22 protein-coding genes are annotated in these 26,150 nt (G+C 35.4%); 10 read left to right on the forward strand and 12 right to left on the reverse strand.

The window, feature by feature from the left end:
* The 5 genes from tnpB to ACECE_RS0205115 all read right to left on the reverse strand — a co-directional run.
* Window positions 1–260 (reverse strand): IS66 family insertion sequence element accessory protein TnpB (gene tnpB, locus ACECE_RS32275; protein ID WP_010244991.1); only part of this gene is annotated, 260 nt, incomplete at its 3' end.
* Window positions 254–574 carry an IS66 family insertion sequence element accessory protein TnpA gene (gene tnpA, locus ACECE_RS26630; RefSeq protein WP_010243263.1) on the reverse strand — a complete coding sequence of 107 codons (321 nt, stop codon included), beginning with the start codon at window positions 572–574 and terminating at the stop codon, window positions 254–256. The genes tnpB and tnpA, both read right to left, overlap by 7 nt.
* Window positions 575–751: 177 nt before the next feature.
* Window positions 752–2,506 carry an NADase-type glycan-binding domain-containing protein gene (locus ACECE_RS0205105; RefSeq protein ID WP_010244995.1) on the reverse strand — a complete coding sequence of 585 codons (1,755 nt, stop codon included), beginning with the start codon at window positions 2,504–2,506 and terminating at the stop codon, window positions 752–754.
* A gap of 1 nt (window position 2,507) precedes the next feature.
* Window positions 2,508–3,905: a HAMP domain-containing sensor histidine kinase gene (locus ACECE_RS0205110; RefSeq protein WP_010244998.1), complete on the reverse strand. Its 1,398-nt coding sequence runs from the start codon at window positions 3,903–3,905 to the stop codon at window positions 2,508–2,510.
* A complete protein-coding gene (locus ACECE_RS0205115; RefSeq protein WP_010245001.1) occupies window positions 3,902–4,594 on the reverse strand; it encodes a response regulator transcription factor in 693 nt (230 codons plus the stop codon). The genes ACECE_RS0205110 and ACECE_RS0205115 overlap by 4 nt, the downstream gene beginning before the upstream one ends.
* A gap of 271 nt (window positions 4,595–4,865) precedes the next feature.
* Between ACECE_RS0205115 and ACECE_RS0205120 the strand changes: the two genes are divergently transcribed.
* From ACECE_RS0205120 to ACECE_RS0205130, 3 genes are read left to right on the forward strand one after another with little or no spacing between them, the layout of a single operon-like run.
* A complete protein-coding gene (locus ACECE_RS0205120; protein ID WP_010245004.1) occupies window positions 4,866–5,816 on the forward strand; it encodes an AAA family ATPase in 951 nt (316 codons plus the stop codon).
* Window positions 5,817–5,831: 15 nt separating this feature from the next.
* A complete protein-coding gene (locus ACECE_RS26635; RefSeq protein ID WP_010245007.1) occupies window positions 5,832–6,950 on the forward strand; it encodes a DUF58 domain-containing protein in 1,119 nt (372 codons plus the stop codon).
* Window positions 6,931–8,211 (forward strand): hypothetical protein, encoded by a 1,281-nt coding sequence (locus ACECE_RS0205130; protein WP_010245011.1) that lies wholly within the window; start codon window positions 6,931–6,933, stop codon window positions 8,209–8,211. The genes ACECE_RS26635 and ACECE_RS0205130 overlap by 20 nt, the downstream gene beginning before the upstream one ends.
* Window positions 8,212–8,419: 208 nt before the next feature.
* Here ACECE_RS0205130 and ACECE_RS0205135 read toward each other — a convergent pair whose 3' ends face one another.
* The gene (locus tag ACECE_RS0205135; protein WP_010245013.1) at window positions 8,420–10,927 is read right to left on the reverse strand and encodes a stalk domain-containing protein; all 2,508 of its coding nucleotides are present in this window, start codon (window positions 10,925–10,927) and stop codon (window positions 8,420–8,422) included.
* A gap of 503 nt (window positions 10,928–11,430) precedes the next feature.
* Between ACECE_RS0205135 and ACECE_RS0205140 the strand changes: the two genes are divergently transcribed.
* Window positions 11,431–13,410 (forward strand): cohesin domain-containing protein, encoded by a 1,980-nt coding sequence (locus tag ACECE_RS0205140; protein WP_010245015.1) that lies wholly within the window; start codon window positions 11,431–11,433, stop codon window positions 13,408–13,410.
* Window positions 13,411–13,497: 87 nt separating this feature from the next.
* Here the strand turns inward: ACECE_RS0205140 and ACECE_RS0205145 are convergent, their stop codons facing one another.
* Window positions 13,498–13,680 carry a 4Fe-4S binding protein gene (locus ACECE_RS0205145; RefSeq protein WP_010245018.1) on the reverse strand — a complete coding sequence of 61 codons (183 nt, stop codon included), beginning with the start codon at window positions 13,678–13,680 and terminating at the stop codon, window positions 13,498–13,500.
* A gap of 71 nt (window positions 13,681–13,751) precedes the next feature.
* Entirely contained in the window at window positions 13,752–14,408 is a 657-nt protein-coding gene (locus ACECE_RS0205150; RefSeq protein WP_010245021.1) for a 4Fe-4S binding protein, read from the reverse strand.
* 459 nt (window positions 14,409–14,867) lie between these two features.
* On the opposite strand from ACECE_RS0205150, the gene ACECE_RS0205155 reads away from it, so the two are divergent.
* The 3 genes from ACECE_RS0205155 (at window position 14,868) to trxB (ending at window position 18,583) form a co-directional block, all read left to right on the forward strand.
* Entirely contained in the window at window positions 14,868–16,316 is a 1,449-nt protein-coding gene (locus ACECE_RS0205155) for a radical SAM/SPASM domain-containing protein (RefSeq protein WP_010245023.1), read from the forward strand.
* Complete coding sequence (locus tag ACECE_RS0205160; protein ID WP_010245026.1) at window positions 16,316–16,966, forward strand: methyltransferase domain-containing protein; 651 nt, start codon at window positions 16,316–16,318, stop codon at window positions 16,964–16,966. Before ACECE_RS0205155 ends, ACECE_RS0205160 begins: the two co-directional genes overlap by 1 nt.
* A gap of 330 nt (window positions 16,967–17,296) precedes the next feature.
* Entirely contained in the window at window positions 17,297–18,583 is a 1,287-nt protein-coding gene (trxB, locus tag ACECE_RS26640) for a thioredoxin-disulfide reductase (protein WP_010245029.1), read from the forward strand.
* 227 nt (window positions 18,584–18,810) lie between these two features.
* Here the strand turns inward: trxB and ACECE_RS0205170 are convergent, their stop codons facing one another.
* Window positions 18,811–19,821 carry a YeiH family protein gene (locus ACECE_RS0205170; RefSeq protein WP_010245031.1) on the reverse strand — a complete coding sequence of 337 codons (1,011 nt, stop codon included), beginning with the start codon at window positions 19,819–19,821 and terminating at the stop codon, window positions 18,811–18,813.
* Window positions 19,822–19,960: 139 nt separating this feature from the next.
* On the opposite strand from ACECE_RS0205170, the gene ACECE_RS30970 reads away from it, so the two are divergent.
* Window positions 19,961–20,107, forward strand: coding sequence for a hypothetical protein (locus ACECE_RS30970; protein WP_162862483.1), 147 nt, complete (start codon window positions 19,961–19,963; stop codon window positions 20,105–20,107).
* Window positions 20,108–20,219: 112 nt separating this feature from the next.
* Here ACECE_RS30970 and ACECE_RS0205180 read toward each other — a convergent pair whose 3' ends face one another.
* The 3 genes from ACECE_RS0205180 to ACECE_RS0205190 form a co-directional block, all read right to left on the reverse strand.
* Window positions 20,220–20,684, reverse strand: coding sequence for a C-GCAxxG-C-C family protein (locus ACECE_RS0205180; protein ID WP_010245032.1), 465 nt, complete (start codon window positions 20,682–20,684; stop codon window positions 20,220–20,222).
* A gap of 68 nt (window positions 20,685–20,752) precedes the next feature.
* Entirely contained in the window at window positions 20,753–22,006 is a 1,254-nt protein-coding gene (locus ACECE_RS0205185) for an iron-sulfur cluster carrier protein MrpORP (RefSeq protein WP_010245034.1), read from the reverse strand.
* Window positions 22,007–22,027: 21 nt separating this feature from the next.
* Window positions 22,028–22,396: a DUF134 domain-containing protein gene (locus ACECE_RS0205190; protein WP_010245036.1), complete on the reverse strand. Its 369-nt coding sequence runs from the start codon at window positions 22,394–22,396 to the stop codon at window positions 22,028–22,030.
* A 294-nt stretch (window positions 22,397–22,690) separates the two neighbouring features.
* Here ACECE_RS0205190 and ACECE_RS0205195 point away from each other — a divergent pair, with 294 nt between their 5' ends.
* Both ACECE_RS0205195 and ACECE_RS0205200 read left to right on the forward strand, forming a co-directional pair.
* Window positions 22,691–24,139: a glycosyl hydrolase family 8 gene (locus tag ACECE_RS0205195; protein WP_010245038.1), complete on the forward strand. Its 1,449-nt coding sequence runs from the start codon at window positions 22,691–22,693 to the stop codon at window positions 24,137–24,139.
* A gap of 455 nt (window positions 24,140–24,594) precedes the next feature.
* Entirely contained in the window at window positions 24,595–25,779 is a 1,185-nt protein-coding gene (locus ACECE_RS0205200; RefSeq protein WP_010245040.1) for a putative glycoside hydrolase, read from the forward strand.
* The last annotated feature ends 371 nt before the right edge of the window (window positions 25,780–26,150 follow it).

Genomic DNA, 26,150 nt, shown 5'->3' on the forward strand with positions numbered 1-26,150 from the left:
GACGGGCTCTTGGGCCATTGAAACTTCATTCCTTCCAAAAGCTTCTTGCTGGCAAGGATAAACCCATTTTTATCATATCTCAAGACTTTAATAGCTGTTTTTCTTTTATTGCAGAAGATGAAAGCGCAGCTGTCTGAAAATGGATCGAGTTTAAACTGTAGATTCACAATCGCCACCAATCCATCAATCTGCTTCCGAAAATCTGTGGAATTACAGGCTATGTAGATATGTTCAGCTCCCTGGGTAAATCCGCCTAACATATTGAACGCAGTGTTTTTAACACTGTTGCTAGCAACTGAAGATCAGTCTTTTCGTGTATATCCAATACAAAATTGTCATACCGTATTGTGATGGAAGCAGAACCCGGATGCCTTATCACTTCTTCTGGAATTTTCATTTCTGCCCAGCATATATCTGTTGCTGAGTTCTTTTGCTTATTGAGTCTTGTAAGCCAATATTTGTAGGTTGACAATTTTATATTATTTTTTTCACACCATTGCCTAGCAGATAAGCCACTGGCTTTACAATCTAAAATTGTCTGCTTCCATATTGTCTCGGATTTTCTTTGTGCCATTTTAAAATGCCTCCTGACTTCATGAGTTTTATATCAGAAAGCATAACAGAAGTAGTTGTTAATTACACTACGGTATGTTTTGAAGCACTTACCAAAACTCTATTAGTATGAAATTTGAGTTATTTATCTTAGCTATATTTTACAATCCATCTATTTCACAGCAGCTTCAAAGTTGTTTCAATCTTGTAACAATCGCTTTGGAGAGTTGCCCCAGATTAAAACCTCACTTATACAGGTGTCATTATATTTATTTCCCCTGTATACATCAAGTATCTCAAGCCTTATCTTCCTTGCAAGTCGTATCTCATTATCTTTAACATCTTCTAAATCATTGTGATGAAAAATCAAATCCACCGATTCTAAATAGTTGCTTTTATAATAAGTTTTATCATCAAGATTGACTATTTTTTCAAGCTTTGTACCTTCTTTAAGTTCTCCTGTATCAGTGTTTTTAATTACAGTTTCCACCTCAACTTTTAGCTTTTTAACCCTATTATTTGCATAATAAACGTACTGATTTTTTCTATATCCATTTGCTATTCCTATCATATTCAGTGAAACATTATCAAGTTCAAATTCAATACTCTGGCCCATTCCCCAATCAGGTGCACCTTCTCCCCAGGCAGTATCTAATTTTCCATCCGTCAGATTAACTACATTATAGCCAACTAAAGAAGTAGAAGCACTCACACTTGTAAATACTTTTTTCTTATAATCAGTGTTACTTACTAGAGTATTATTTGATAAACTCTCTTCAACTGATAAATCTTCAGGAGTAATATTAAAATCCACCTGATTTGAACCTTCTAAACTCACATAATATATTTTGTTCTCCATCTTTTCTTCTTCAAAAAGTGCTTCAAATATGAATCCTTTATTCTGGGCCCACCTGATTTTACAGACTCTACCCATATTTGTTATTATCTTTTTGTTCTCCCTAGTGCCTAAATTTATATTCCATATGGCATTATCATTGAAATACGTCAGATACTTACTATCGGAAGACCATGCATATACGGGTTCTGGTGACGATATTTTAAGTTCTGATACTGTATAGAGGGGCATAAAATCTTCACCTAATAAATCTACTTTAATAACATAGTTTGTTTGATCAACCTTAAGGCTATATGCTATATACTTTTTATCAGGAGAAATTTCAAAGCTGTATCCATTTACAATTTTCCTTTCGGAAAAACATATTTTTTCTAGGGTATCATTCTTAATTTCCTTCAGAATAATATTGTCACCTTCAGCATACAAAATTGTCGATTTGTCGTAAAACTGAATGTTCTGTGTCTTGCAGAAGTCTCCTCCTGACGTATTCAAAACAGAGTATTGTTTACTATCAAGAGAATATTTTTCTTGGCCTTCCTTATCGAAAATAAATATTTTATCATTCTTGCCATTCCAACCTGTTGCTAATAAAGATTCACCATCTGATGACCATCTTATTTCTGTTCCTTGTATTATACTTCCAAAGGTTTTGAATGCCGGCTCTTTTATCTCTCCTTCTTCAAGATTCACAAGGAAAAGAAGTTGTTTTTGGGTACATACTCCACTAAAAGGCAAAACGGCTACTCTTTCCCCATCAGGAGAGAACTTGGCTATATACTCAACAATGCCATCTTCTGACCATATCTTGCTGCAAAATCCATCTGTCAAATTCATCACATACAACTCTTTTACAGAATCAGATTTAGCAGTACCTTCACTATAAAAGAGTAATTTTTCACCATCCGAAGACACATCACATACAGAACCTTTTTGCACAAAAGTCATACCTTCTATTCCAATATCATTAACCTTTGGTTTTGGTATTATTTTCACCTGGTTCTCACTGCTCCATAAACTACACCCAGTAAAGCTAATAACGCCCACAAATAGGGTAAAAAATAAAATAATGTGTAAAATTCTTTTTATTGTCTTCTTCACACTACCCCTCCTTCCATAAAGGCAACTCAATATAAACTTTTGTTCCCTGTCCAAAATGACTTTCTATATTTAATTTGCCATTTAGAACCTGAACTATTTCCTTTGATATGGAAAGACCTAGTCCTGTTCCTCCAATACCTGAAACATTTTCTGCCCTATAAAATCTTTCAAATACTCTGCTGATCTCTTCTTGAGGTATACCAATCCCCTTGTCAAATACAATCATTTTGACAAGACTATCTTCCCTCTCCAATTTAACCTTTACAGAGCTTCCCTTTTGGGAGAATTTTATTGAGTTATCAAGAATATTTATAAAAACCTGCAACAGCTTTTCTTTGTCACCACATACATATAGTTCATCCTCAACTTCCAACTGAATCTTTACATCATATCTTTCTTCCCTGAATTTCATTTTGGATATAGCCTCTATTAATGTTTCTGAAATATTCAATCTGGAAAGTTGGAATGTTTCTTTAGATGAATCCATACAGGATAAAAGAAGCAATTCGTCCACAAGGTTTGTAAGTCTTGTGGCTTCTATGTTCAAATACTCCACAGCTCTCTTAAGATCAGGATTATCATTGACTTCATCTATCATGTACTCTGAATATCCTTTTATAGCAGTAAGAGGTGTTTTTAATTCGTGAGAAACATTTGAAACAAATTTCTTCTGAGAAGCAATATATTCCTGAAGTTTAAATCCCATTAAGTTAAACCCCTCACAAAGCTTTCCTATTTCATCTGAACTATCAACAGATACAGGCTTAAAATCTCCTTTAGAATATCTGTCCACAAAAAATGCAAGCTTTTTTATAGGCTTTACAACTCTCCCGGATATATAAATAGACAATATGGTTATCAATAGAATAAAACAAGAAACTCCCAAAATCAAAAGCTTGATAATTGCAGTAATTATACCATTCAGAAAGTCTAGTGGGTAAACAATCTCTAAAACTCCTATTATCTTATTGTCAAATTCAATAGGAGAAGCAAAAAACACTGTGTTATCAATAATTATATATGAATAGTCACCTTTCATAGCAGGTTCTAGAACCTGTAAATGCTTATGTTGATTTTTAAATATGCTGTATTCGGTATCTAAAGTAGAACTTAAAAGTTGAAAGTTCAGGTCATATATTCTCACATTTTCAGCAATTCCATTAAGATGTCCGGATATATTTCTTGCCAACTCAGGACTTAAAACTTGTTTATAGTCTCCATATAGATAAATTGATTGATTTATATACGTCTGGGCAAGCTGGCATTTTTGAGTCAATTGGTTTTCAACGGCAGATATCCCCGTTTGCTCCACACCTTTTAACACTACAAGTCCCACTAAAAATAGTGAAATAACTGTAGCAGTAATATAATATGTAATAAACCTTGTACCAAGTTTCATTCATATGTCCCCTTAAAACAATACCCAAAACCATAGGCTGTAACAATATATTTTGGATTTTTACTGTCATCTTCAATTTTTTTCCTGAGTCTGGTTATAGAAATATCTACCGTCCTGCTATCTCCATAATAGTCATATCCCCATACTCTTGTAAGAAGGTCTTCTCTTGTAAATACTCTTGAAGGATTTTTCATAAATAACTCCAACAGTTGATATTCTATTGGTGTAAGAGAAATTCTCTTATTATTTTTAAGTAAAACTTTTTCCTTTAAGTTAATGACAATATCTGAATAGCTTAAAATATCAGGATTAACATCTTTCAATCCAGTACGCCTGAGTAGTGCTTTTACTCTCACTAAAAGTTCTCTATTATCAAAAGGTTTTGTTAAGTAATCATCTGCTCCAAGTTCTAATCCTACTATTTTGTCCACAATATCACTTTTGGCTGTAAGCATCATTATAGGAATACTACTATTGCTTCTCACCATTTTACAAACCTCATTTCCATTTATATCAGGCAGCATTATATCAAGTATTATTAAGTCTGGCCTGAATGATTCAAAAAACCTGAGGCCGGTGTTTCCATCTCTGGCTTGTTCTACTTCATACCCTTCCCTTTTCAGGACCATTGATACCAGATTCAATATTGAAAGTTCATCATCAATAATCAAAATCTTTTTAGTCCCCAACTCTACACCTCACTATAATATCTGTAAATATATACTCCACTTCTGTATGAGAAGCAAGTTTTGCATTTATAATTATACTCGAAATTTCTTCCACATTCCACAAAAACGCATCAAATAATCAATACGCTGAGGAGTACAAAGGACTTATTGGAAATTCCAAAACAAATTGTCAAACATTAATACATTTTTGATTTATTTACTGTTTTGTAACCATTTCAAAACAGCTTTAGTGATATAATTTAATAAAAGAAAATATAGGGGAGTGGTATTCATGGAGTTAACTGAGATCAGGCGATTAATGCAAAAGGTTAAAGAGAATATCAGTCAGGTAATAGTGGGCAAAGATGATATCATCGATTTATTGCAGGTTTCACTAATTTCTTCCGGGCATGTTCTGCTAGAAGATGTTCCGGGTACAGGTAAAACACTACTCGCTAAAGCAATGGCCAAATCACTGGACACTTCATTCAAAAGAATTCAATTCACACCAGACCTACTTCCAACAGACTTAAGCGGTATAAATTTTTACAACCAGAAAGAAAGCATTTTCCAATTCCGACCCGGCCCGATTTTTACGAACATTCTACTTGCAGATGAGATTAACCGTGCTACCCCAAGAACTCAATCGAGTCTTCTTGAGTGTATGGAAGAAAGACAAGTCTCTATAGATGGCGAGACCAGAATGCTAAAGCAACCGTTTATGGTTGTAGCTACTCAAAACCCGATCGACACACAGGGAACGTTTCCGCTTCCGGAAGCACAACTTGACCGTTTTCTTATAAAAATTAAAATGGGATATCCTTTAACTGATGAGGGCGTTGAGATATTAAAAAGATTCAAGGAAGAAAATCCTTTAGACAGAATTCGACCTATAGCTTCAACAAAGGATATCATTGATGCTCAAAACAGCTATTCAAAAGTGCATGTCAGCGATGACGTTTTAAAATACATCGTGAATATTGTTGAAAAGACCAGAAACCATAAAGAAGTTATCATAGGTGTAAGTCCTCGTGGAAGCCAGGCTTTACTAAAAGCAGTGCAGGTACATGCCATATTAAAAGACCGAAGCTATGTAACTCCAGATGATATAAAGGCGCTTGCAAAACCTGTATTATGCCATCGTCTGGTGTTAAAAGGTACAATGCTCTCAAAAGAAAATGCAGAAAAAATCATCGACCAGATTTTATGCGAAGTAGCTGTTCCAACTGAAGAAAATTTATAAAAAGGGTGAACCTATATGTTGGGAGTACATTGGTTTATTATAGCAACAGTTATTGTGCTGTATATTCAGCGTTTAGTTTATACCAGACTTGGCCTCAGAGATATTGAATATGAGAGATATTTTTCCACAAATACGGCCTTTGTTGGAGAAGAAATACACATGGTTGAATGTATCTCAAACAAAAAACTTCTTCCTCTGCCATGGCTGCGCCTTGAATCAAGAATTGATCCGAGTCTTAAGTTTCAAAGCCAAGGGGACCTTGATATTAAATATGGAGCATACCACAAAAGCTTTTTCAGCCTGAGTCCCTACAAAAAAATAACCCGTCGGCACAAAGTAAAATGTTTAAAAAGGGGTTTTTATTCCTTAAATTCTGCCGTAATTACTTGCGGAGATGCATTAGGCCTGAATGAAACCTGCAAGAACATAGATCTGTCCTCAAATCTTCTTGTATATCCTGATGCAATAAATGTAGATGAAATTCCATTTCCTGTACGTAGCTGGATTGGTGAGATAATTGTGAGGCGTTGGATTTTGGAGGACCCTTTTATGATCCTTGGTATAAGGGAGTATAATTACGGAGACCCTTTAAATCATATCAACTGGAAGGCCACTGCACGTTCCGGTGATATAAAAGTCCACAATTTAGACCACACTTCTTCCCCAAGCCTTATGATCTATCTAAACGTAGAAGATAGTTATAATACTAATGGTTACGTTGCAAAACCTGATATTATTGAAAAAGGAATCATATACGCCGCATCTATTGTTAATTATGCCCTGTCAAACGGAGTTGAAACCGGCTTTGCTTCAAACGGATCCACTATTGACCAACCCAAGCAGATAATACGAATATTGCCCGGAGCAGGTGCCGCCCAGTTAGCAATATTACTTGAGGCCATGGCAAAGATAGTTATTGCACAAACTACCGCATTCAGCACTTTGATAGAAGAAGATATTGATATGGGTACAAAAAACAGAGATTTCCTGTTTATTACCTGTTACGAGGATGAAGATATGGAAAAACAGATTGATAAACTTAGAGGTATGGGAAATTCTGTTGAGATTCTTAAGCTCGATGCTGAAGATGGCTTAGTTGGGAGTGATGACATTTATGAAAAACATGTTTCATGAAATACTCACAAAATGGTTTAATTGTATTATACAAATGGTATTTTTCTTTCCTATTGTTCTAGCAACGGGAATATTATTATTCCCTGCCACTTCCATATGGCTATGGATAGGCAGTCTTGCTATCTTTACTCTTATAGGAATCTTCGAAGGATACTTATTGGAAAACGACAAAAAGCTCTTATGCATACTAATTAACTTATCGGCTTCTGCTTTTCTATCATATGCTTTTTTAGGAATAAGTCCTAAGGTAATTCTGTCTTCTGCAATTTACATTATCATCTTATACCTTGGAATACAATCTACCAAGGCTCCAGTAGTTGAATCTTTACCCCACACAGCTTCCCAGGGCTGGCTTGCAATATATTTAATTTCATATTTCATATTTATAATGGTTGGCGTACTTAAGCCATATACACCCATTATTACCTTGATGGCAGTCATCAGTACAGTAGTTTATCTGTTTCAATCAAATGAACTAAAACTTAAGTCCATGACTAATTCAACTAACAAAAAATTGATACCTGCATCTATTGTTAAGCATAATCGACTTACAATTGTTTTCACTTTTTTATCGATTTTTATTATTTCAAATGTTCCTGTAATAAAGAATGTAATCCTGGCAATTTGGTATATGCTGTCAAAGACACTGACAATGATAATTGATTGGTTAACCCGCCTGGGTAATATAAGATTTTCAAAAACAGACTATTCTGATGATGCGCTTTCCCATAGCACTGGAAGTTTTAACCCATCAATACTCAAAGTAGTTTTAGTAGTTTTTGCAGTCCTTGCCTTTATTGTAATTTGTAAGATTATATATGAAGTAACGAAAGATCTCCGTAATTCCTTATTTCAAGGACGCAACATTAAGGAAACTGATTTTGGTTATGAAGATGAAGAGGTAAGTTTAATCAATTTAGACAATCTTAAGAAAGGCTACAACAAAAAAGTCAGAACCCGACTTTCAAACCTATATCATAACGAGCCAAAATGGAAGGATCTAAAAAGCAACAAGGAGCGAATCCGCTATATATACAAGCATATACTACTTAATAGCATATCAGCCGGCTATTTATTTAAAGCCCATTTAACACCTTCAGAAACAGTAAAGGATCTGGATGATTGGAAACAGCAAAAACTCTTTGAGAAAAGCAGACTTGCATTGTTATATAATGTGGTGCGGTATGGAGATGGCGACGTCGAAGATGCGGATGTTGAAAAAGTTAGGGAATCCTTTGCTGATAATAAAATGCTGAAGTGAAGGAAGGCATTAAAATCCGGGTTAGTAAAAAGTAAATTTAACGATAATTTGTAACACACCTGCTAGCACGAAATCAATTGTGATAGCAGGTGTGTTTTTAGGTGTGTTTTTAGGTGTGTTTTTAGATTTGTTCCAAGGTTCTGGGTATATTAGACAGCATGTTCTTGGCAGGTTTGTCAATTCCGTGCTGATGGCTGATATATTAAAATTATTTTTGTGGAAAATCGTACTCATAAGCCCCTTTTGTATAAAGGTTGTTTTTAAATGAGGTATTTTTAAAATATACATCATCTACATATAACTTTAAGAACTTAAATTGGTTGTTATCTATAACAGTATCACTAACAATAATTGTCCTCCTTAAATAATTTTCATCTGTAGAATTAACTTCAATAAAGGTGAAACCAAATTCTGCAACGTTATTACTTATATCACAACAAGAAAATATTATATATTCTCCAACAGAAACACTAACCAAAGTATCACTATTATTATTTCTTAATTTGGATTCCTTGAATAAAACATAATTTGAATTCATAATTGAAACTGGGAAATAAATGCAATCCTCTATAAGCGAATTTTCAAAAACAAAATTATCCACAAAAATAAGTGATAATCCTCTATATCCTCCAACTAAAGCTGAATTATTTATATAAATATCTTTGCAAAAATAAAATGAGAATACTTCTGGACCATAATGTACGTCATAATCCAGTTCCTGTTCTGCATTTATTCCATCGATTACTATGTTTTTTGAGGTTTCAAACCTTAGTGCATACTTAATACCAGGGCTTTTTAAATATGTTTGTTTATCTGATTCGGATCTTATTATGAGATTCTCAAGGTTTCTAAAAATCAAATCATTTCCCTCAACGCTTACATAATCACTATTTTCACCTTCATATAAATACCCGTATTCCCCCTTAGTCAATGCTTCTGCTAAGTTGTATGTTTTCCCTGCCTTCAAAACTATTTCACGATTTGGCTTAATTGCATTAAGTAAATCTTTCGGGTTATCAACAGTTACAACATCCATTTTATCCTTTTGAACGAATTTTTCGTATTGGTTGCTTCCGTATGTTTCCATTATATTTTTTGCTTGGATATCTAATTCTTTTGTTGTTTCCTTATCAAATTCAAATACTGGAGTGTCTTCTCTTTTTACATTTACAAATTCAAGAGGATTTAGGCTAAATACAGATTTTACAAAACCCTTTTTTGTAATAAAATTACCATTTCCGATTTGTCCGCTGCCATTATTGCCAATGCCTAAAAGAGAACCATCATTTTTAAGTGCCAAAAAATATCCGTCACCTGATGTGATTTCCATAACATCACTTAGCTCGTGTAATTTAGGAACTGTACTCCTTCCATCATAAACTAAACCCCATAAATAAACACTTCCATTCTCATTTTGAACTATAGAATTTCCTCCTATAGCTGAAATTGCAACAGCTTTGCTTATTTCTTTAACTTGCACAGGTAAAGTCAAGTCCTCATTTTGTTGTCCTGAATAAACTTCTTTATCATAAAGTGCATTCCATATCCATACAGACCCATCATTTTTTAAAGCTAATACATGTTTGGACCCTGCTGAAATATCAATAATATCTTTAATATCTGCTTTTCTTTCCAACATATCAAAATAATCATCCATCCAGTGCCAAACTGTTCCGTCCCTTTTAAGTGCATAATAGAAATCATCACCACATGAAATATCTACTACATCACTTAATCCTTGAACTTTAACAGGCTCTAACCTTTTTTTTATTTTAGTTGTTTCCATATTATCGTACCAACTATTCCCCCATATCCATACAGTTCCATCCGTCTTCAATGCAAGATGATATCCACCATTACCTGCAGAAATTTCCTTTATATCTTTCAGGCCTTGAATTTGAACCGGGATTTGATTAAACTCGCCTTGCTTTAATCCCATGTTGATCCTGCCCCATTCCCAAACAGTTCCATCATCAGTTAATGCCAACGTGTAATCGTATCCTGCAGACACTTTAACAACCCTTTCTAAATTTGGAACCTTTTCCGGTATCGATATACTTTTTTTTCCGTAATTCCCCCATACCCAAACCGTTCCATCTTCCTTTATTGCGGCTGTATGAGAAATTCCTCCCGATATATGAGTAGTAACATTATCTGAATACATATAAATCAAATCGTCAACAAGTTCCTTATCTGCAAACTTATCGAAATTATTAAGACTATCACTTATAATAATAAGATTCCTGTCATAAAATATGTTCTTCTTTAAAACATCCTCTACCAGTTTCCTAAGGGGCAAATAAGTCCTTCCTTCAATGATTTCAGCAGGTACATCAAGTTCTATCTCCTTATCATTTATCAGCATTATTTTATTCCCTGGGTTTAACTTTGCAGTACTTTCATTATAAGTGATTGTAACAGTTGCTGTAGCTGCGTCCCAGGCAACATTAGCATTTAAGCTTTCTGATATAAATCTTACCGGAACAAGAGTCCTCCCATTTTTGACAATAGGAACAACTTTAGAATTAGCCGAATCGATTTCTGTTTTTGTAGCATTAACATATGAATCTGAACTTCCTATGTAGAGAATTACACACTTTTGTGCTTTTACCTGACCAACTTCATTAATAGCCCTGACACTAGTTGGAAGTATTGCTAATCCTGCCGCAATTCCCAATACCATCGTCCATAAAAACAAACATTTTAATTTCCACATTTTTATGTTCTCCCCTTTTTAATATTATCTTTTCGTGTTGAAAATATAAAGCAAAATACGAATTCTGTACAATTTAGTGCACGTTTCTTCATCTAATATTTCAGATGGAACGCCAAGTTATATTTCAATACAAGTTACTATAGTATATAATTATAATTCAAATTGAGAAAGTTCACAATCCAATGATTCCCCTAAGCTGCACAGGAATCAATGGATAGAAATTTTCTAATTCCATCCTGACTTAACTGTATGATGGAATTAGAAAATAATCCTGAAAAGCTTACTTCTTACCTGACTAAACTTAAGTTTTATAAACTGCATAATTGACTAAATTCCACAATAAGTTTATAATTTTTTATAAAAGAGTTAATATTTACAATACTTAATACAATTCTCTATCCTACATCTATCTAATATTTTTTCTGCAATGATTTTCAATATATTTGATTTAGTAACTAAATGCTACTAATAAAATCTTTTATTTAATGGGGAGGTTTGATTTTATGAAAAAATTTTTATGTATGCTTTTGGTAATTACAATGCTCATCACACTGTTTTCCACAGTAGTATCTGCAGCTTCAAGTACTGAAACCGATACAAACATGCAGGTAATTTTAGGTTCTTCTGACGCAAAGTACAAAGATCAGGTAAATATACCAATAACTTTTAAAGGAAGTCCTGAAAGAATTTCAACTCTTAAGATGACAATCACTTATGATCCAACTCAGTTGGAATATGTATCCGTTTCACCCGGGGAAATTATTCCGTCCCCTGTTTCGAGTTTTGGAACACAATTAAAGTCTCCTGGAGAAATTGAATTATTTTTTATGAACTATACATGCTGCACTGACTATGACATACGTGCGGAAGGAATGTTTGCAAACCTTACTTTTAATGTAGTATCTTCTTCCAACGTAACTGCTGCTGTAAATGCGAAAGACGTCCTCATTGCAGATGGATGCATCAATCCTGTGCCTACAACAATCTATCCCGGCAGTGTTAATGTTTTTGCTGAGCCTGAATACAACACAAATATTTCAGGGGACATAGTTTTAAATTTTAATGACGATTGGCAGCCCATGCTTAAATTAAGCCTTCAGCACATGTTAGTGCCACCGGATATACTTTACCTTCAGGTATATGCTGTTGTACATATAACCGGAAATACAGATGCAGAAAGTCTTAGCATTGAGAGTGGTAATTTCCCTTCGTTAACCGATGAAATAGAAATTGACAGCAATGGCAATTTCGATAAAGAAGTTGAAGTAATTTTGTCCGATTTTAACTCTAGGGAATCTGATACAATAAACTTCAGTGCCTACGTCAACGCTCGAAAAGGAGATAAAACTGTAAGGGTTAAAATTGGAAAAGGTGAATTAAAAACTGATTTTCTTATAAATGCTAAAGATGCTTTGGATCAAGATAATGATGGTATTATATCCTCCATAGATTTTGCTTTGTTCAGAAAAAACTATTATGATTCTTTCAAGGCTGAATACGATAAGATGGACGAACAGGAAAACATTAATGCATATATTTATAATGAATGGTATATGACAGACTTTGTTACCGAAAATGATGGTATTTCTGTTAAAGCTCAGACTCATTTAAGGGCAAAGACTGATGCAACTAACATTACTCTTGAAATAACAAACAACGGTAATACCTCTAAATGTGAATACTTGCCGTATACACCGGGAGAATTTGATAGAATAGAAGAATTTACAGGAGTTGTACCACTAACGCAATCATCTGATATTGTAGCCCGTTCAAGTATCAAAGCTTATAAAGGAAACCGAGAGCTTGAACTTTGCAGTAATTTAAGAGGAAGAGAAAGCGGAAACGCTTTAATTGGTGACCTGGATGGAAACAAAAGTGTAAATTCTATTGATTTTATGATTCTGAAAAAATATTTAGTAGGCCAAATTAATAGACTCCCTGTCGAATCAGGATTTTTCAGTGCTGATTTAAATGACGACAAACAAATTGATTCTATAGATTTTGCATATTTAAGGCAATATCTACTTGGCATTATTGCTAATTTCCCAAAATACTCCGTAAATATAAGTAGCATTGAGTTAGATGAATTATTGGCTAAACCTGAGCAAATTAATATAAATGGCGTAATGTATTCAATTGACACTTATTTAGGGAGAGATTTCATGCCAATTTGTCCACCTAATGGTCAACCTCTAACTGGTATAGTTGACCTAATTGGAGATGAAAAAATAGAACTACCGGAAACAGTTGATTTAGATAGGGTATGGATTATAAACGGCAACAAAGTTTGGGAATCTAAATTTTCAAATGAGGATAAATCTATTTTTGAGCAAGGTACTAAAAAGAAGGAAAGAATTATTATAGGAGGACCAAAGTGGGGGCCAGATATAAACGTTGATGTAGTTGTAAGAATAATTGATAAATCTAATAACGAAGTATATTTCTTAAGAGCATCAAATCAGCCTATTTATAAATCAGAATAATTATTTCAGCTTTTACAAGCCCACCGGACTTGCAAACCTTTGCAAGTCCGGTATTAATTTTATGCTGTATTTATCTCATCAACCCTATTATTCTTCCTGAATAGCACCCATTGGACAGAACATCACACATTTCTTGCATTTAATGCATTTTTCCTCATCAATTGTTGGCAATCCATTGCCACTTTGTTGAATTGCTCCTACGGGACAAACCTTAATTGACGGACACTTATGATTTTGCGGACATAAATTCTTATCAACTGTTATTTTCATAAAGATACTTCCTTTCTCAAACTATTTATATTTTTCCGAATCTATATAGCATAGTACTATATTCACTAATCTCAAGCAACATACAATGATTTCTTCGGACACTTTTCTATACAAACCTTGCATTTTAAACAGTCCGCATCATTAACTGTACCCTCACTCTTATGGCTTAAAACATCAATCCCAATTGGACAATTCTTTGTGCAGACCTTGCAATTTACACACTTTTCCTTGTTAAAAGCAATGTATCTGAATTTCCCGGCAAAAAGCTTTAACTTCGCAATATAATGAGCCATAGTGCCCATAGGGCAAATCATACACCAAGTTCTTTGATTATAAGAAACACCTAGGATTATGGTAATAACAGTAGTTATAATAATCATTCTTACAAAAACAAATGACACTTCGTAAATGTTGCCCCAAGCAAAAACTATTTGAATTGCAAAAGCTCCCATTAGCAATATAAGAAATGTCAGCCTAAACCATGTTGCCTTTAAGAGCCCAGGCACCTTATTTCTCAAACTGAATTTTGAAAGTATACGATCATTAAAGCTCCCTCTTGGGCAGAAATTACCACACCACATCCTCCCTTTGAATACTGCAACAATGGAGGGTGCCAGCATGCATATTAAAGCTGCTGTTCCTATTAGCGGATAGAACATTCCAACAACACAATATATAACGAGCATTAACCATGCCCAGTTATGAAAAAACTTAATTACCTTTTCCATTTAAGTCCACCTCTCACCACTTTATATACCCCTGCCAGGTACTTTTATATTATATCAAGGGACCTTCTGTCTTGTCAATCGTTATATTCAAATATTGCAATATATTTTAAAGTAACGGAAATATATACATTATGGGCGGTCGTCCAACTGATGTTTATGGATATGTAATCCCATGGAACCAAAAATCTACACCCGGATCCTAATATAACATATCAGTCTATATAATAGACATAGATAAACAAAACAATAATCTTTGTAGCATAGCCTCGAAAGTTTGAATAAGGGAGTGTTGTAAAACTATTTAAATAGTTTTGCGACACTCCCTTATACTTCTATTTTTTATATATACCCAATATATATTATTAGTTAATTGTAATTTTTATCTTGATATTTCTGTAACATAATTATATTGCATACTAGTGATAGGTATATAATAATAAATGTAACGGAGGCCTTATTATGATTCTTGCCAAAAACAATATTATTGTTAAAATACAAAATTCAAAAACCCCAGAATATGCTATTTTAAACCCTGTTTCGGGCAATTTTGATCTCATGGACCAACATGATTACAACCTTTATCAAAAAATAAATGAAGGTGGAAATCCAGATAATAAATTCTCCTCTTACCTTCTAGAACGTGGGTATGCTTTCAAAAAGAAGGATGAGCTGAATGCATCAATTGATAAGGCATATGAGGAATTCAAAAATGAGATTGGCCAATCCCATATTCAACTGATGCTTGTCCCAACGTATGGCTGTAATCTTGCCTGTACCTATTGCTTTCAGCATGGCCTCAAAGAAGGACCTTCATTAATCTCAAAGGAAACTGTAGATGCTTTTTTTGAATATGCAAAGGCAAATTTTTCAGAGGCAGCCGTAAAGCCCTTTATAACTTTATTCGGTGGTGAGCCTCTTGTAAATTCCCCTGCACAGAAGAGCATAACTCAATATATCATTGACAAAACCGCTGCGGAAGGTTATGAATTTGCGGCAGTAACAAACGGATATGATTTCATGGAATATGTCGATATTCTCAAAAAAGTCAGGATTAAGGAAATTCAGTTTACACTTGACGGAAGCAAAGAAATTCATGACACCAGACGTGCAACTGCCAACAAAAAAGGAACCTTCGACAAAATAATTCAAGGAATTGAAGCCGCTGTAAATAATAAAATACCGGTAAACCTGCGTTCCGTTGTGGATATGGAAAATATCAAAGATATCGTAAACCTTGCTGAATTTCTTGATAAAAAGGGCTGGCTGGACCTGCCGCCTGAGCTTTTTAAAACCCAGATAGGCAGAAACTATGAGCTATTCGACTGTTATGCAAAACCCCAGCATCTTATGACACAGATACAACTGTGGGGGGAGTTTGCTTCTTTAAGCAAGTCCAACCCTATCCTCGCCAAATTTCACAGACCTGATTTCAAGGGTATACGTCACCTGGTAGATACAGGCGAATTATATATGTCAAGCTTTGATACATGCCCTGCATGCAAAACCGAGTGGGTATTTGACCTTTACGGCAAAATATACGGATGTACTGCCAGCTGCGGACGCGAAGAATATCTATTAGGAACCTACTGGCCTCAAATAGAACTGAATATTGATGCAATAAAAACCTGGCAGACAAGAGATGTAAAAAGCATCTCAAAATGCAGTGACTGCAAATATGATGTTATTTGCGGAGGAGGCTGCGGAGTAGTTGCTGCTAATCAAAACGACGGAAATGTTCATTCTCCTGACTGTCGCCCCATTTATGAGCTTTTGGAAACAGGAATTAACTATTATATTGATAACATACGTAAAATGGCTATAGGAAATGAGAGAGAAGAACCTAAAATAAAAGTAAGCTGCTGTACAGACACTCATAGGAAGCATTTAACCAACGGGAGGAATTGGTAATGTTAAATGAGATTCAGTCACGATATTCAAAAGAAAGAGATAATAGTTGTAATTTAAGCTGTGGAAATAATCTCGATTTTTTAAAAATATCACCCGGTGAAAATATTCTGGACTTGGGCTGTGGAAGAGGAAATGAAACAATTCAAGCTGCTATACAGACAGGACCCCATGGCAAAGCTATAGGCCTGGATATTACACAGGAAATGATTGATGTTGCACTGTCTAATGCAGAAGGAATTGGAATTTCAAATATCTGGTTTGTAAAAGGTGATATTGAAAATCTTCCCTTTGATGAAAGGATATTTGATGCTGTTATAAGTAATTGTGTTATAAATCATGCTAAAAGTAAAATAAAGGTTTACAGTGAAATTTTTAGAGTATTAAAAACAGGAGGACGGTTTGTCATTTCCGATGCTGTTACAAAGTATCCTCTTCCCTCTGAAATCAAGAATGATCCTGAAGCCTGGGCGCAATGTTTCGGAGGAGCAGTAACCGAAATAGAATACTTGGACAGTATTACATCTTCAGGTTTTAAGAATATTGAAATTTTAAAACGCAGGGAATACATTAAAAACGGTTATGATTTTATAAGTTTAACCATAATGGCTACAAAGCAGGGTTTTGAGAGCTGCTTTGAATGTTGGTTTTAAAACATTTATCTCGGATTGGAGGTGAAAAAGTGAAAAAAGTTACCAAAAGATCCGCTTCCAATAGCTGTTGTAAAAAATTCACAACTGCTCAATGCTGTTCCAAATCTTCAAAGGTTGTGGCCGGCTGCCACGATTAGAATTTATGTCTGTGGAGGCGGCAGTAAAAGCCGCCTCTATTACAAAACACTTCTAAAAAATGTTATCTTAGTACACGTTATTTTTACCCGCACGGATATATAAATCTTATTAAAAGTATCCATATTGTTAATAATATTGAAAGTAATCAAATTCAGTAAAATTCAACAAACAATCTATGAGAGGATGTTTTTAATGAGTGAAAAAATACTGCATATTAACTCGGATGAATTTGAAAGTATAGTTACAAAAAGCGACATTCCGGTCATTGTGGACTTCTATTCGGAAGATTGCGCTCCATGTGAAGTATTAGCCCCTATTTATGAAAAAATGGCTGAAAAATATGGAGGTCATATAAAGTTTGTAAAAATTCTGCGTCAAGCAAACCGCAATTTTGCTAAAAGTCTTAACGTTTCAAGCAGTCCAACCGTTCTTTTCTACAAAAACGGTAAGGAAGTTGGCACAAGATTAAATGGCTTTATGAACAAACCCCAGGTTCGACAGGCAATTGAAGAAATTCTTGGCGATGTTATTCCAAAGGAAGATATGAAACGCGTGGACTGCGATGTTCTTATTCTTGGTGCAGGTGCTGCCGGACTTTCAGCCGCAATATATGCCTCAAGGGCAAATATGAATACTGTAATTATTGACGAAAGTGTACCCGGAGGGCAAACAGCTTCAACCTATCATGTAGCAAATTATCCAGGTACGCCAGGCGTCGTAAGAGGAAAGGAAATTATCAATAATATGCGGGAACAGGCAAAATCCTTCCGCGCAAGAATTGACGATCTGAAAGAGATTGCCCAAGTAAATCTAAATGATAAAATAAAATATGTTCGTACAGAAGATACCGAATATTATGCTAAAGCTTTAATAATTGCTTCCGGAGCAAAGCCACGGGCTCTCCCTGCCGAGCAAGCTGATGAATTCAAAGGCCGCGGAGTACATTATTGCGCAACATGTGACGGTTCCATGTACCAGGACAGAAAAATCGTAGTTGTGGGGGGAGGAAATTCAGCGGTTGAAGAAGCTGTATTCCTTACAAAGTTTGCTTCCCATGTCACTATCATTCACCAGTTCGACAATTTTCAGGCATCAAAAACAGCCCAGGAAGAGGCTTTCAAGAACCCGAAAATTGATATTATCTGGGATTCTGAGGTACGAAAAGTAAATGGACAGGGACATGCACTTACCAGTGTAGTTATAGAAAATCTGAAAACAAAGGAACTATCCGAAGTACCTACCGAAGGAGCTTTTGTATATATTGGAACCGAACCAATGTCAAAAATGTATGAAGGACAGTTGGAAATTGACAAATGGGGTTATATCGTAGCCGCTGAAGATACTAAAACCAGTATTGATGGAGTATTTGCAGCAGGTGACATAAGGACAAAACTCATTCGTCAGGTGGTCACAGCAGCATCTGATGGAGCTATAGCAGGAATCATGGCCGAAAGATATGTAGTAAGCAACAAATCATGACCGAAAAGCACCTACCCCATCTTGAAAGGAATACAAAACTGCTTAACTATGGAAAAATACTTGCTTTCAGGAGAATTTCTCCATAGTTTTTATTCCGCCTCTTTCGAACGAAGTGAAAGAGGCAAAAACAGAGGGACTCGATGTCCCGGAGTTTTTATTCAGCCTCTTTCGAATTGAATGAAAGAGGCTAAAACGAAGGAACTCGATGTTCCTGAGTCTCCGCCGCCTTAAATTTGCCCTGAAGAGAATTGTACAATAAGACTTACAATAGTTACACTTGCCCATACAACCAACCCCAACAACATTGGTTTGAAGCCGGTTCGGAGCATTTGTTTCAAATCAGAATTAAGCCCTATAGCCGCTAATGCTACAACAATAAAAAATTTGCCGACTTCTGTGATAAAACCAGCCATCTGTCCATTTATAACTCCAACGGTGTTTAAAAGCGATGCTGCCAGAAACCACACAATAAACCATGGAAATATCTTTTTGAAGCTATAATTAACTTCCCCGCCTCTCTTATTTGCTTCCCTTTTTTTCTGAATTGACACTACTGCCGCGAATATCAACGAAATAGGAATAATCATAGTAGTTCTTGTCAGTTTGACAATGGTAGCATAAGCACCTGCTGCATTACTGAAAGCATAGCCTGCTGCTACAACGGATGAAGTATCATTGATAGCTGTTCCGGCAAAAAGTCCGAATGCATTATCCGTTAACCCCAGTAAGTGTCCTAGCGGGGGGAATATAAGTACGGCAATGACATTGAATATAAACACGGTTGATATTGAGTAAGCAATTTCCTCATCTTCTGCTTCAATAATTGGTGAAATAGCCGCTATAGCTGATCCACCGCAGATAGCTGTTCCCATGCCGATCAAGCTTGTAAGCTTTATAGGAATTCTCATGAGTTTTCCAATCCCATAAGCCGTAATAAAAGCTGTAGTTAGTGTGAAAATCATCACATAAAGTGAGGATACCCCTACCTTATAAACCTGTGTAAGGCTTAAGCCTCCTCCTAACGCAATAATAGACCATTGCAGTATCTTTTTGGAGGCAAATGTCAGCCCCTGCTTTGTGGTTTTGGGTTTTCCCCATATACTACTGATTAAGATTCCCAATACAATTCCGAAAACAGGACCTCCGATAATAGGTGCCAACTTACCAAGAAATGTTGCTACGATTGCTAAAGCTGTTGCAAAAAACAATCCAGGTAGCATTTCTTTAAATCTTTTCATAATGAGCCTCCATAAGTTATTCTTGATAAATCTATCTTATTACTTTTATTCCCCAAAAACAAATTCCTATTAGTCATATAATCCATTATTACTGGAAAGAATATATAGTAAATATTTTCTACAGGAAGGTTGATAAACAATGTTTACACTTACGCTTAACGAAAAGGAAGTCGATCTTTTAAAAAAATCTATAAACCATTGTCTCCAAACCTGCAAGGATGGGGGCCCTGAAGATGGTTGTACTGATTGCGCAGCCATTAAAGGTGTACTAAATAGACTTCCGTAAAACATGATAAAAACCCTGTAAAGTATTGTATAATTCACTACTTTACAGGGCTTTTTTACATTTTAAACTCCAACAACATAAAAATATTGCTTTGTTTATAAAACCTTGATCTTTAGCATGAGTCAATCTCCATTTTCTTTAAAACATCATCCATTAATTCAGTTGCACATTTTACAAATTCCACGCAAGGACGTTTTTTATAATATTCTTTAGTTCTTGCTTCCGGTACAGGGCTATCATGCTGTAAATCCAAGCCCAAAAGCTCTCTGCATACAATCGAACCATTCTGTTCTTTAAATCTTTGTGAAAGCATTTGAATCAACTCATAATGCTTTTGCTTTATTGATTTATCCAAAGGATCGGTATACCCAAATTTGAGTCCTGCTATCATGAACATGGCTGAAACCGCTCCACATACCTCTCTTAACCTCCCCATTCCTCCTCCGAATGATGAAGCAAGCTTAATGGCGGTTTCAAAATCCATGTCTAATTCCTTATAATATGCTCCTAAAACTGCCTGTGAACAATTATACCCTTCCTTAAACAAGCTTATAGCAAATTCAGTATGACTATTCAAAATAACACCTCACCTTAAACCAGAAAAGGGGAACACCCTTTCACATACTCCAAACAATAATCAAATGACTAGTGATGCCCACAATTACAGCCGCTTTCCCCATTGTTTTGTCCATGCGAATGTTCATGTCCCGAACAGCCAACATCATTTGATTTCAAACTTCCATCCAAAAATGCCTCAATTGCCTCATCAATATTTCCACTTACCCCAGATATAATTTCAATACCGTTAGAAACAAGATTTTGCCTTGCCCCTTCACCCATGCCTCCAGCAATAACCACATTTACATTATGAGATGCAAGAAAACCCGGCAGGAGGCCATGTTGATTTCCCTGAGTATTTACAACAACTTTGCTTTTTATAATCGAATTTTCAATTTCAGCTATTGTAAAATTCTCGCACTTCCCAAAATGCCCGGATACATTAGATCCCTCTGTAGCAATTGCAATTTTCATAGACTTATTCTCCTCTCGCTTTAAATTCATGCTCTTCTCAATAAAACTAGCAGCCTCAGCTAAATACTCATTATTTAACTTCTCAATTTCACCTTTATCACTTAATTCTGCAACAGCCGGGTCAATCGGCATCTTTCCAAGCACCTTAACACCTAAATTATCTGCTATAGCATCAATTTTACTTTCACCAAAGAGCTTTATTTCCGTCCCACAATCAGGGCATTTTAAATAGCTCATATTTTCTACAACACCTAAAATAGGAATATTCATGGCTTTAGCCATATTATAGGCTTTCTTTACGATCAATGAAACCAAATCTTGAGGAGATGTAACAATAACAATTCCATCCAGCGGTATAGATTGAAATACCGTAAGCGGAACATCCCCTGTGCCCGGCGGCATATCCAGGAATAAATAATCAATATCTCCCCATATAACATCTGTCCAGAATTGTTTTACTGTTCCTGCAATAACAGGTCCTCTCCAAATAACCGGCGAATCGTCTTTCTCAAGGAGAAGATTTACCGACATTACATTGATATCATTATGTGTTTTTTGAGGATAGATTCCAAACTCGCTGCCTTCAGCTTTTTTTGTTATACCAAACATTTTAGGTATGGATGGTCCGGTAATATCAGCATCTAATATACCAACCTTATAACCCTTCCTACGCATCATTACTGCCAAAGTGGATGTTACAAGTGACTTCCCAACACCACCCTTACCGCTTACAACTCCTATTACCTTTTTTATAGAGTTAAGCTCATGAGTTTTTTCAATAAAGCTCGTCTGTTTACTTCCGCAGCTCCCAGATGAGCAAGAGCTGCCACAATCTGTGCTTTCACAATTACAACCATTGTCATTCATTTTATTCCACCTCATTACTGTTTATTTATTTTTTTCACATTCTTCGCATTTTTCGCAATCATACCGCTTGCACTCATTATTATGCCTTCTACAACAGGCTTTAGGTTCTGACAGTTCATATTTTCCCCCATCAATTCGAATGATCTTCCCATGGACAAGCGCATCTGCTATTTTTTTCCTTGCGCTATTTATAATCCGCTGAAAAGTACCTCTTGATACATTCATACTTTCTGCGGCACTATCCTGCTCCATTTCAAGATAGTCTGAAAGCCTGATGGCTTCAACTTCATCAATGGTTAAAACTACTTCATCCTGATTGTGTAATTGCGGATGAAAACAAGAATTGCCAGGTACAAAACCAATCGTCCTGCATTTCCTCGGCCTTGGCATTTGATCACCTACGATTTTTGCGGAGCAATATATCGAACACTATTAAGCTTCGCAGCAATATATTTTTATTATGTGCATATGCACACAATAATATTACTCCTGTTTAAAAGTCACGTCAATATCTTTAACTTATATATTTAATTAAATTAAAAACTAAGCTTGAAAATAATTATAATCTTAAGGCTAAAAAGCAGACAAAAACTAAATTCTAATCGAATTATAATAATGAAGTTTATAATGACAAAAAGCCCATCTTTTTGTCGTAAATATAAATATATTATGAGGAGGAGAAATATGTTAAGATCACGTTCAATGAAAAGATGTATTCTTTACTTACTTACTATCTCACTGGTTTTGACAGCGCTGTCATTCCCAATTGGAAAAAACAGTGTAAAAGCAGCATCGGGGGGGGCATATGAAACCAATACATATCGTAATCTTTTTGCAGAAATAGGTAAAAGCCAATCGGAAATTGATGCAAAATTGCAAAAGGCTTTTGATCAGATGTTTTATGGGGATGATTCAACACAGAGATTATTTTACCCTGTAGGAACAGATAAAGCCTACATTATGGATGTAGGTGACAATGATGTCCGCAGTGAAGGTATGTCATATGGAATGATGATTTGTGTACAAATGGACAAGAAGAAAGAATTTGATATGTTATGGAAATGGGCTAAAGAATACATGTATCACGCAGATGGCCAGTTTAAAGGCTTTTTTGCATGGCAGTGCAGTACTTCAGGAAGTAAAATGGATAATACACCGGCATCGGATGGCGAGGAATATTTCGCTACTTCTTTACTTTTTGCGTCAAACCGTTGGGGCGATGGAACCGGGATCTATAATTATAGTGCAGAAGCTAAGGCTCTTCTCGATGCAATGCTTCACCAGTCTGATGATGGCGTCGGTGTAAACATGTTCAACAAAACAGAAAAAAAGGTTGTTTTCTGTCCTACATCGGGAGCAGACGCATTTAGTGATCCATCCTATCATCTTCCTGCATTTTATGAATTGTGGGCTCTTTGGGGTGAAAAAGACAATTCTTTCTGGAGCGATGCTGCAAGTGCAAGCAGACAGTTTTTTCAGAAAGCAACCAACTCAACTACCGGATTAGCACCCGATTATGCAAATTTTGACGGCTCTCCTAAAGATGTAAGCTGGTCAAGCGGACATGCAGATTTCAGATTCGATGCTTGGCGCGTAGCTTCAAATATTGCTGTTGATTATGCATGGTGGGGAAAAGATTCATGGCAAGTAACATTCGCGGATAGAATACAGGGTTTCTTCTATAAAGAGGGCATTAGCTCATACGGAAATCAATTCACCGTAAGTGGTTCAAAACTTTCAAGCGATCATTCACCAGGACTAGTTGCTATGAATGCTGTTGCTTCTTTGGCGTCTACAAACAAATCCAATGAATTTGTTGAAGAATTGTGGAAGGTTAGTATACCAAGCGGTAAATGGAGATATTATGATGGTATGCTTTATATGATGGGATTACTTCATTGCAGTGGCAACTTCAAAATATGGAAACCTGATAGCGGAGAAATTCTATGTGGTGATATTAACGTTGACAAAGCTGTTAACTCAATTGATTTTGCTCTTTTAAGAAAACACCTTCTCGGTATGAGCATACTTACAGGAAACAATCTTCTTGCAGCAGACATGAATAAAGATGGAAGCGTTAATTCAATAGATTTTGCTCTTCTGAGGCAAATTCTTCTTGGTATGCCTTCGTGATTTTTAAATTATAAATTTTAGGCTTTTTTAGTGCTAAAAGTTTATATAGTTAACAAAAACTCTTTCATTTCTTTCTAAAGAGTTCAAATAAAAGCTTGGGCTCAACGACCTTTTGAAGAGACTTTTAAGGATACTTCAAAGTATTGGGCTCAGGGAATCATAAAGTTTTAAGGGGCATAAAACCAATTTATGCCCCTTTATATGTGACATGTGGTGAAAATTACCTCTTCAAAAGTAATTAAATTGTATTGTTTATTTTTAAAATCTTTGTTAAATTGAACATATACAATTTTTTTATGTTGTCAAAGATTAATAGTTGCCTTTTTCTTATAAAGGTAATATTAAAAGTCTGAAAAATTCTATCTACAAAGTTGATATCTCAAAAAAGTGCTCTTTATGGAAGTGATGCTATTGTTCACGGGCATAACCAGAATAAAAAACAATTGGGGGAAAATATGAAAAACAAACTAAATTCCAAGGTCCTATTTATAGTGATTATGTGTATTACAGCATCGATTGTTTTTGTAGGTTGTAAAAAGGTTATAAAGAATTCTGATACCGATAATGGTAACAAAGTTGCAGCTACTACCTCACCAGTTCCGCAGCCATCCCAAATGGCATCTGCGCAGCCGGAGCCATCACCTGAACCTTTTAAGGCTAAGGCTCTGTTTCTGTCTTCATGGCCCCTAAGCAATAAAAGTACTGTTGATCATTTTGTAAATCTGGCAAAAACAACAGAAATAAATTCCTATGTTATTGATATAAAGGATGACACAGGCTATGTCAGTTACCCGTCGGAAGTACCACTTGTTAAAGAGAAAAAGACTTATCAAAAAAGATTCAAAATAGAAGAAGTAGTTAAGGAATTTAAGGATAATGAAATCCATGTCATTGGAAGGATTGTATGTTTTAAAGATCCGGTTATATCAAAAAAGATGCCGGAATGGGCAGTTAAAAACACATCAGGGGGTCTTCTAATCCATAATGGTATGACCTGGGTTAATGCGTATAATAAAGATGCATGGAAATATAATGTTGATATAGCTAAGGAAGCACTGTCAAAGGGAGTAGATGAAATACAGTTCGACTATGTCCGCTTTCCTGACGGAAACAAGTCTAAAATGGTATTTCCAGGTTCAGGCGATAAAAAACTCTATGAAGGAATCGATGAATTTCTTGCATACGCTAGAAGTGAAATGCCCGATAGTACTATATCTGCAGATGTATTTGGAATAATATGCGAGAGCCCTAATGATACGGAAAAAATAGGCCAATATCTTGAGTACGTAGGAAAAGACGTTGATTATATATGCCCGATGGTATATCCATCACACTATTATGCAGGACAGACAATAAATAAGGTGGTATTCCCAAAACCTGACATGGACCCTTATAACGTTGTGTATAATACGTTAGTAAAAGCAAAATCTAGAATTTCAAAGGTCTCAGATTACAGAGCAAAAGTGAGACCATATTTGCAAGACTTCACTGCTACATGGCTTGGTTCAGGTAACTACAAAAAATACGGTGCCGATGATGTAAGACAGCAAATCAAAGCAGTTTACGATGCCGGTTATGATGAATGGATTTTATGGAATTCAACTGTTAAGTATTCTGAAGATGCGCTGGAAAAAGAGTAATTTAGGTTTGGACTTGACAATTTTAAATTGTCCCTAATTAAAATAGTAAAACAATGATTCAGATTGATAAATTAAATCTGAATCATTGTTTACAAAGCCATATTAAATAAATTCATTTATTTTTTGCAGTATCAAACTGCCACTTTCACCAATACTTAGGCCCAATAATAAATTTCGATATCCAGGCAAGGACGAGAATAACTATCCACAGCCGACCTATATAGGGTGGAAGCTCGATAGCTTTATTCGTTCTCCAGTTAACTTTTCATTGCCAGATACCTTTCTTTTGGGCATAAAATATGCTCCCTTCTAAGTGACAAGTTTTATTACTTCACTTGTCTACCCATAAGGGAGCCCATCATTTCTTAGTG

Source organism: Acetivibrio cellulolyticus CD2 (assembly GCF_000179595.2).
GTDB classification, from domain to species: Bacteria; Bacillota; Clostridia; order Acetivibrionales; family Acetivibrionaceae; genus Acetivibrio; species Acetivibrio cellulolyticus.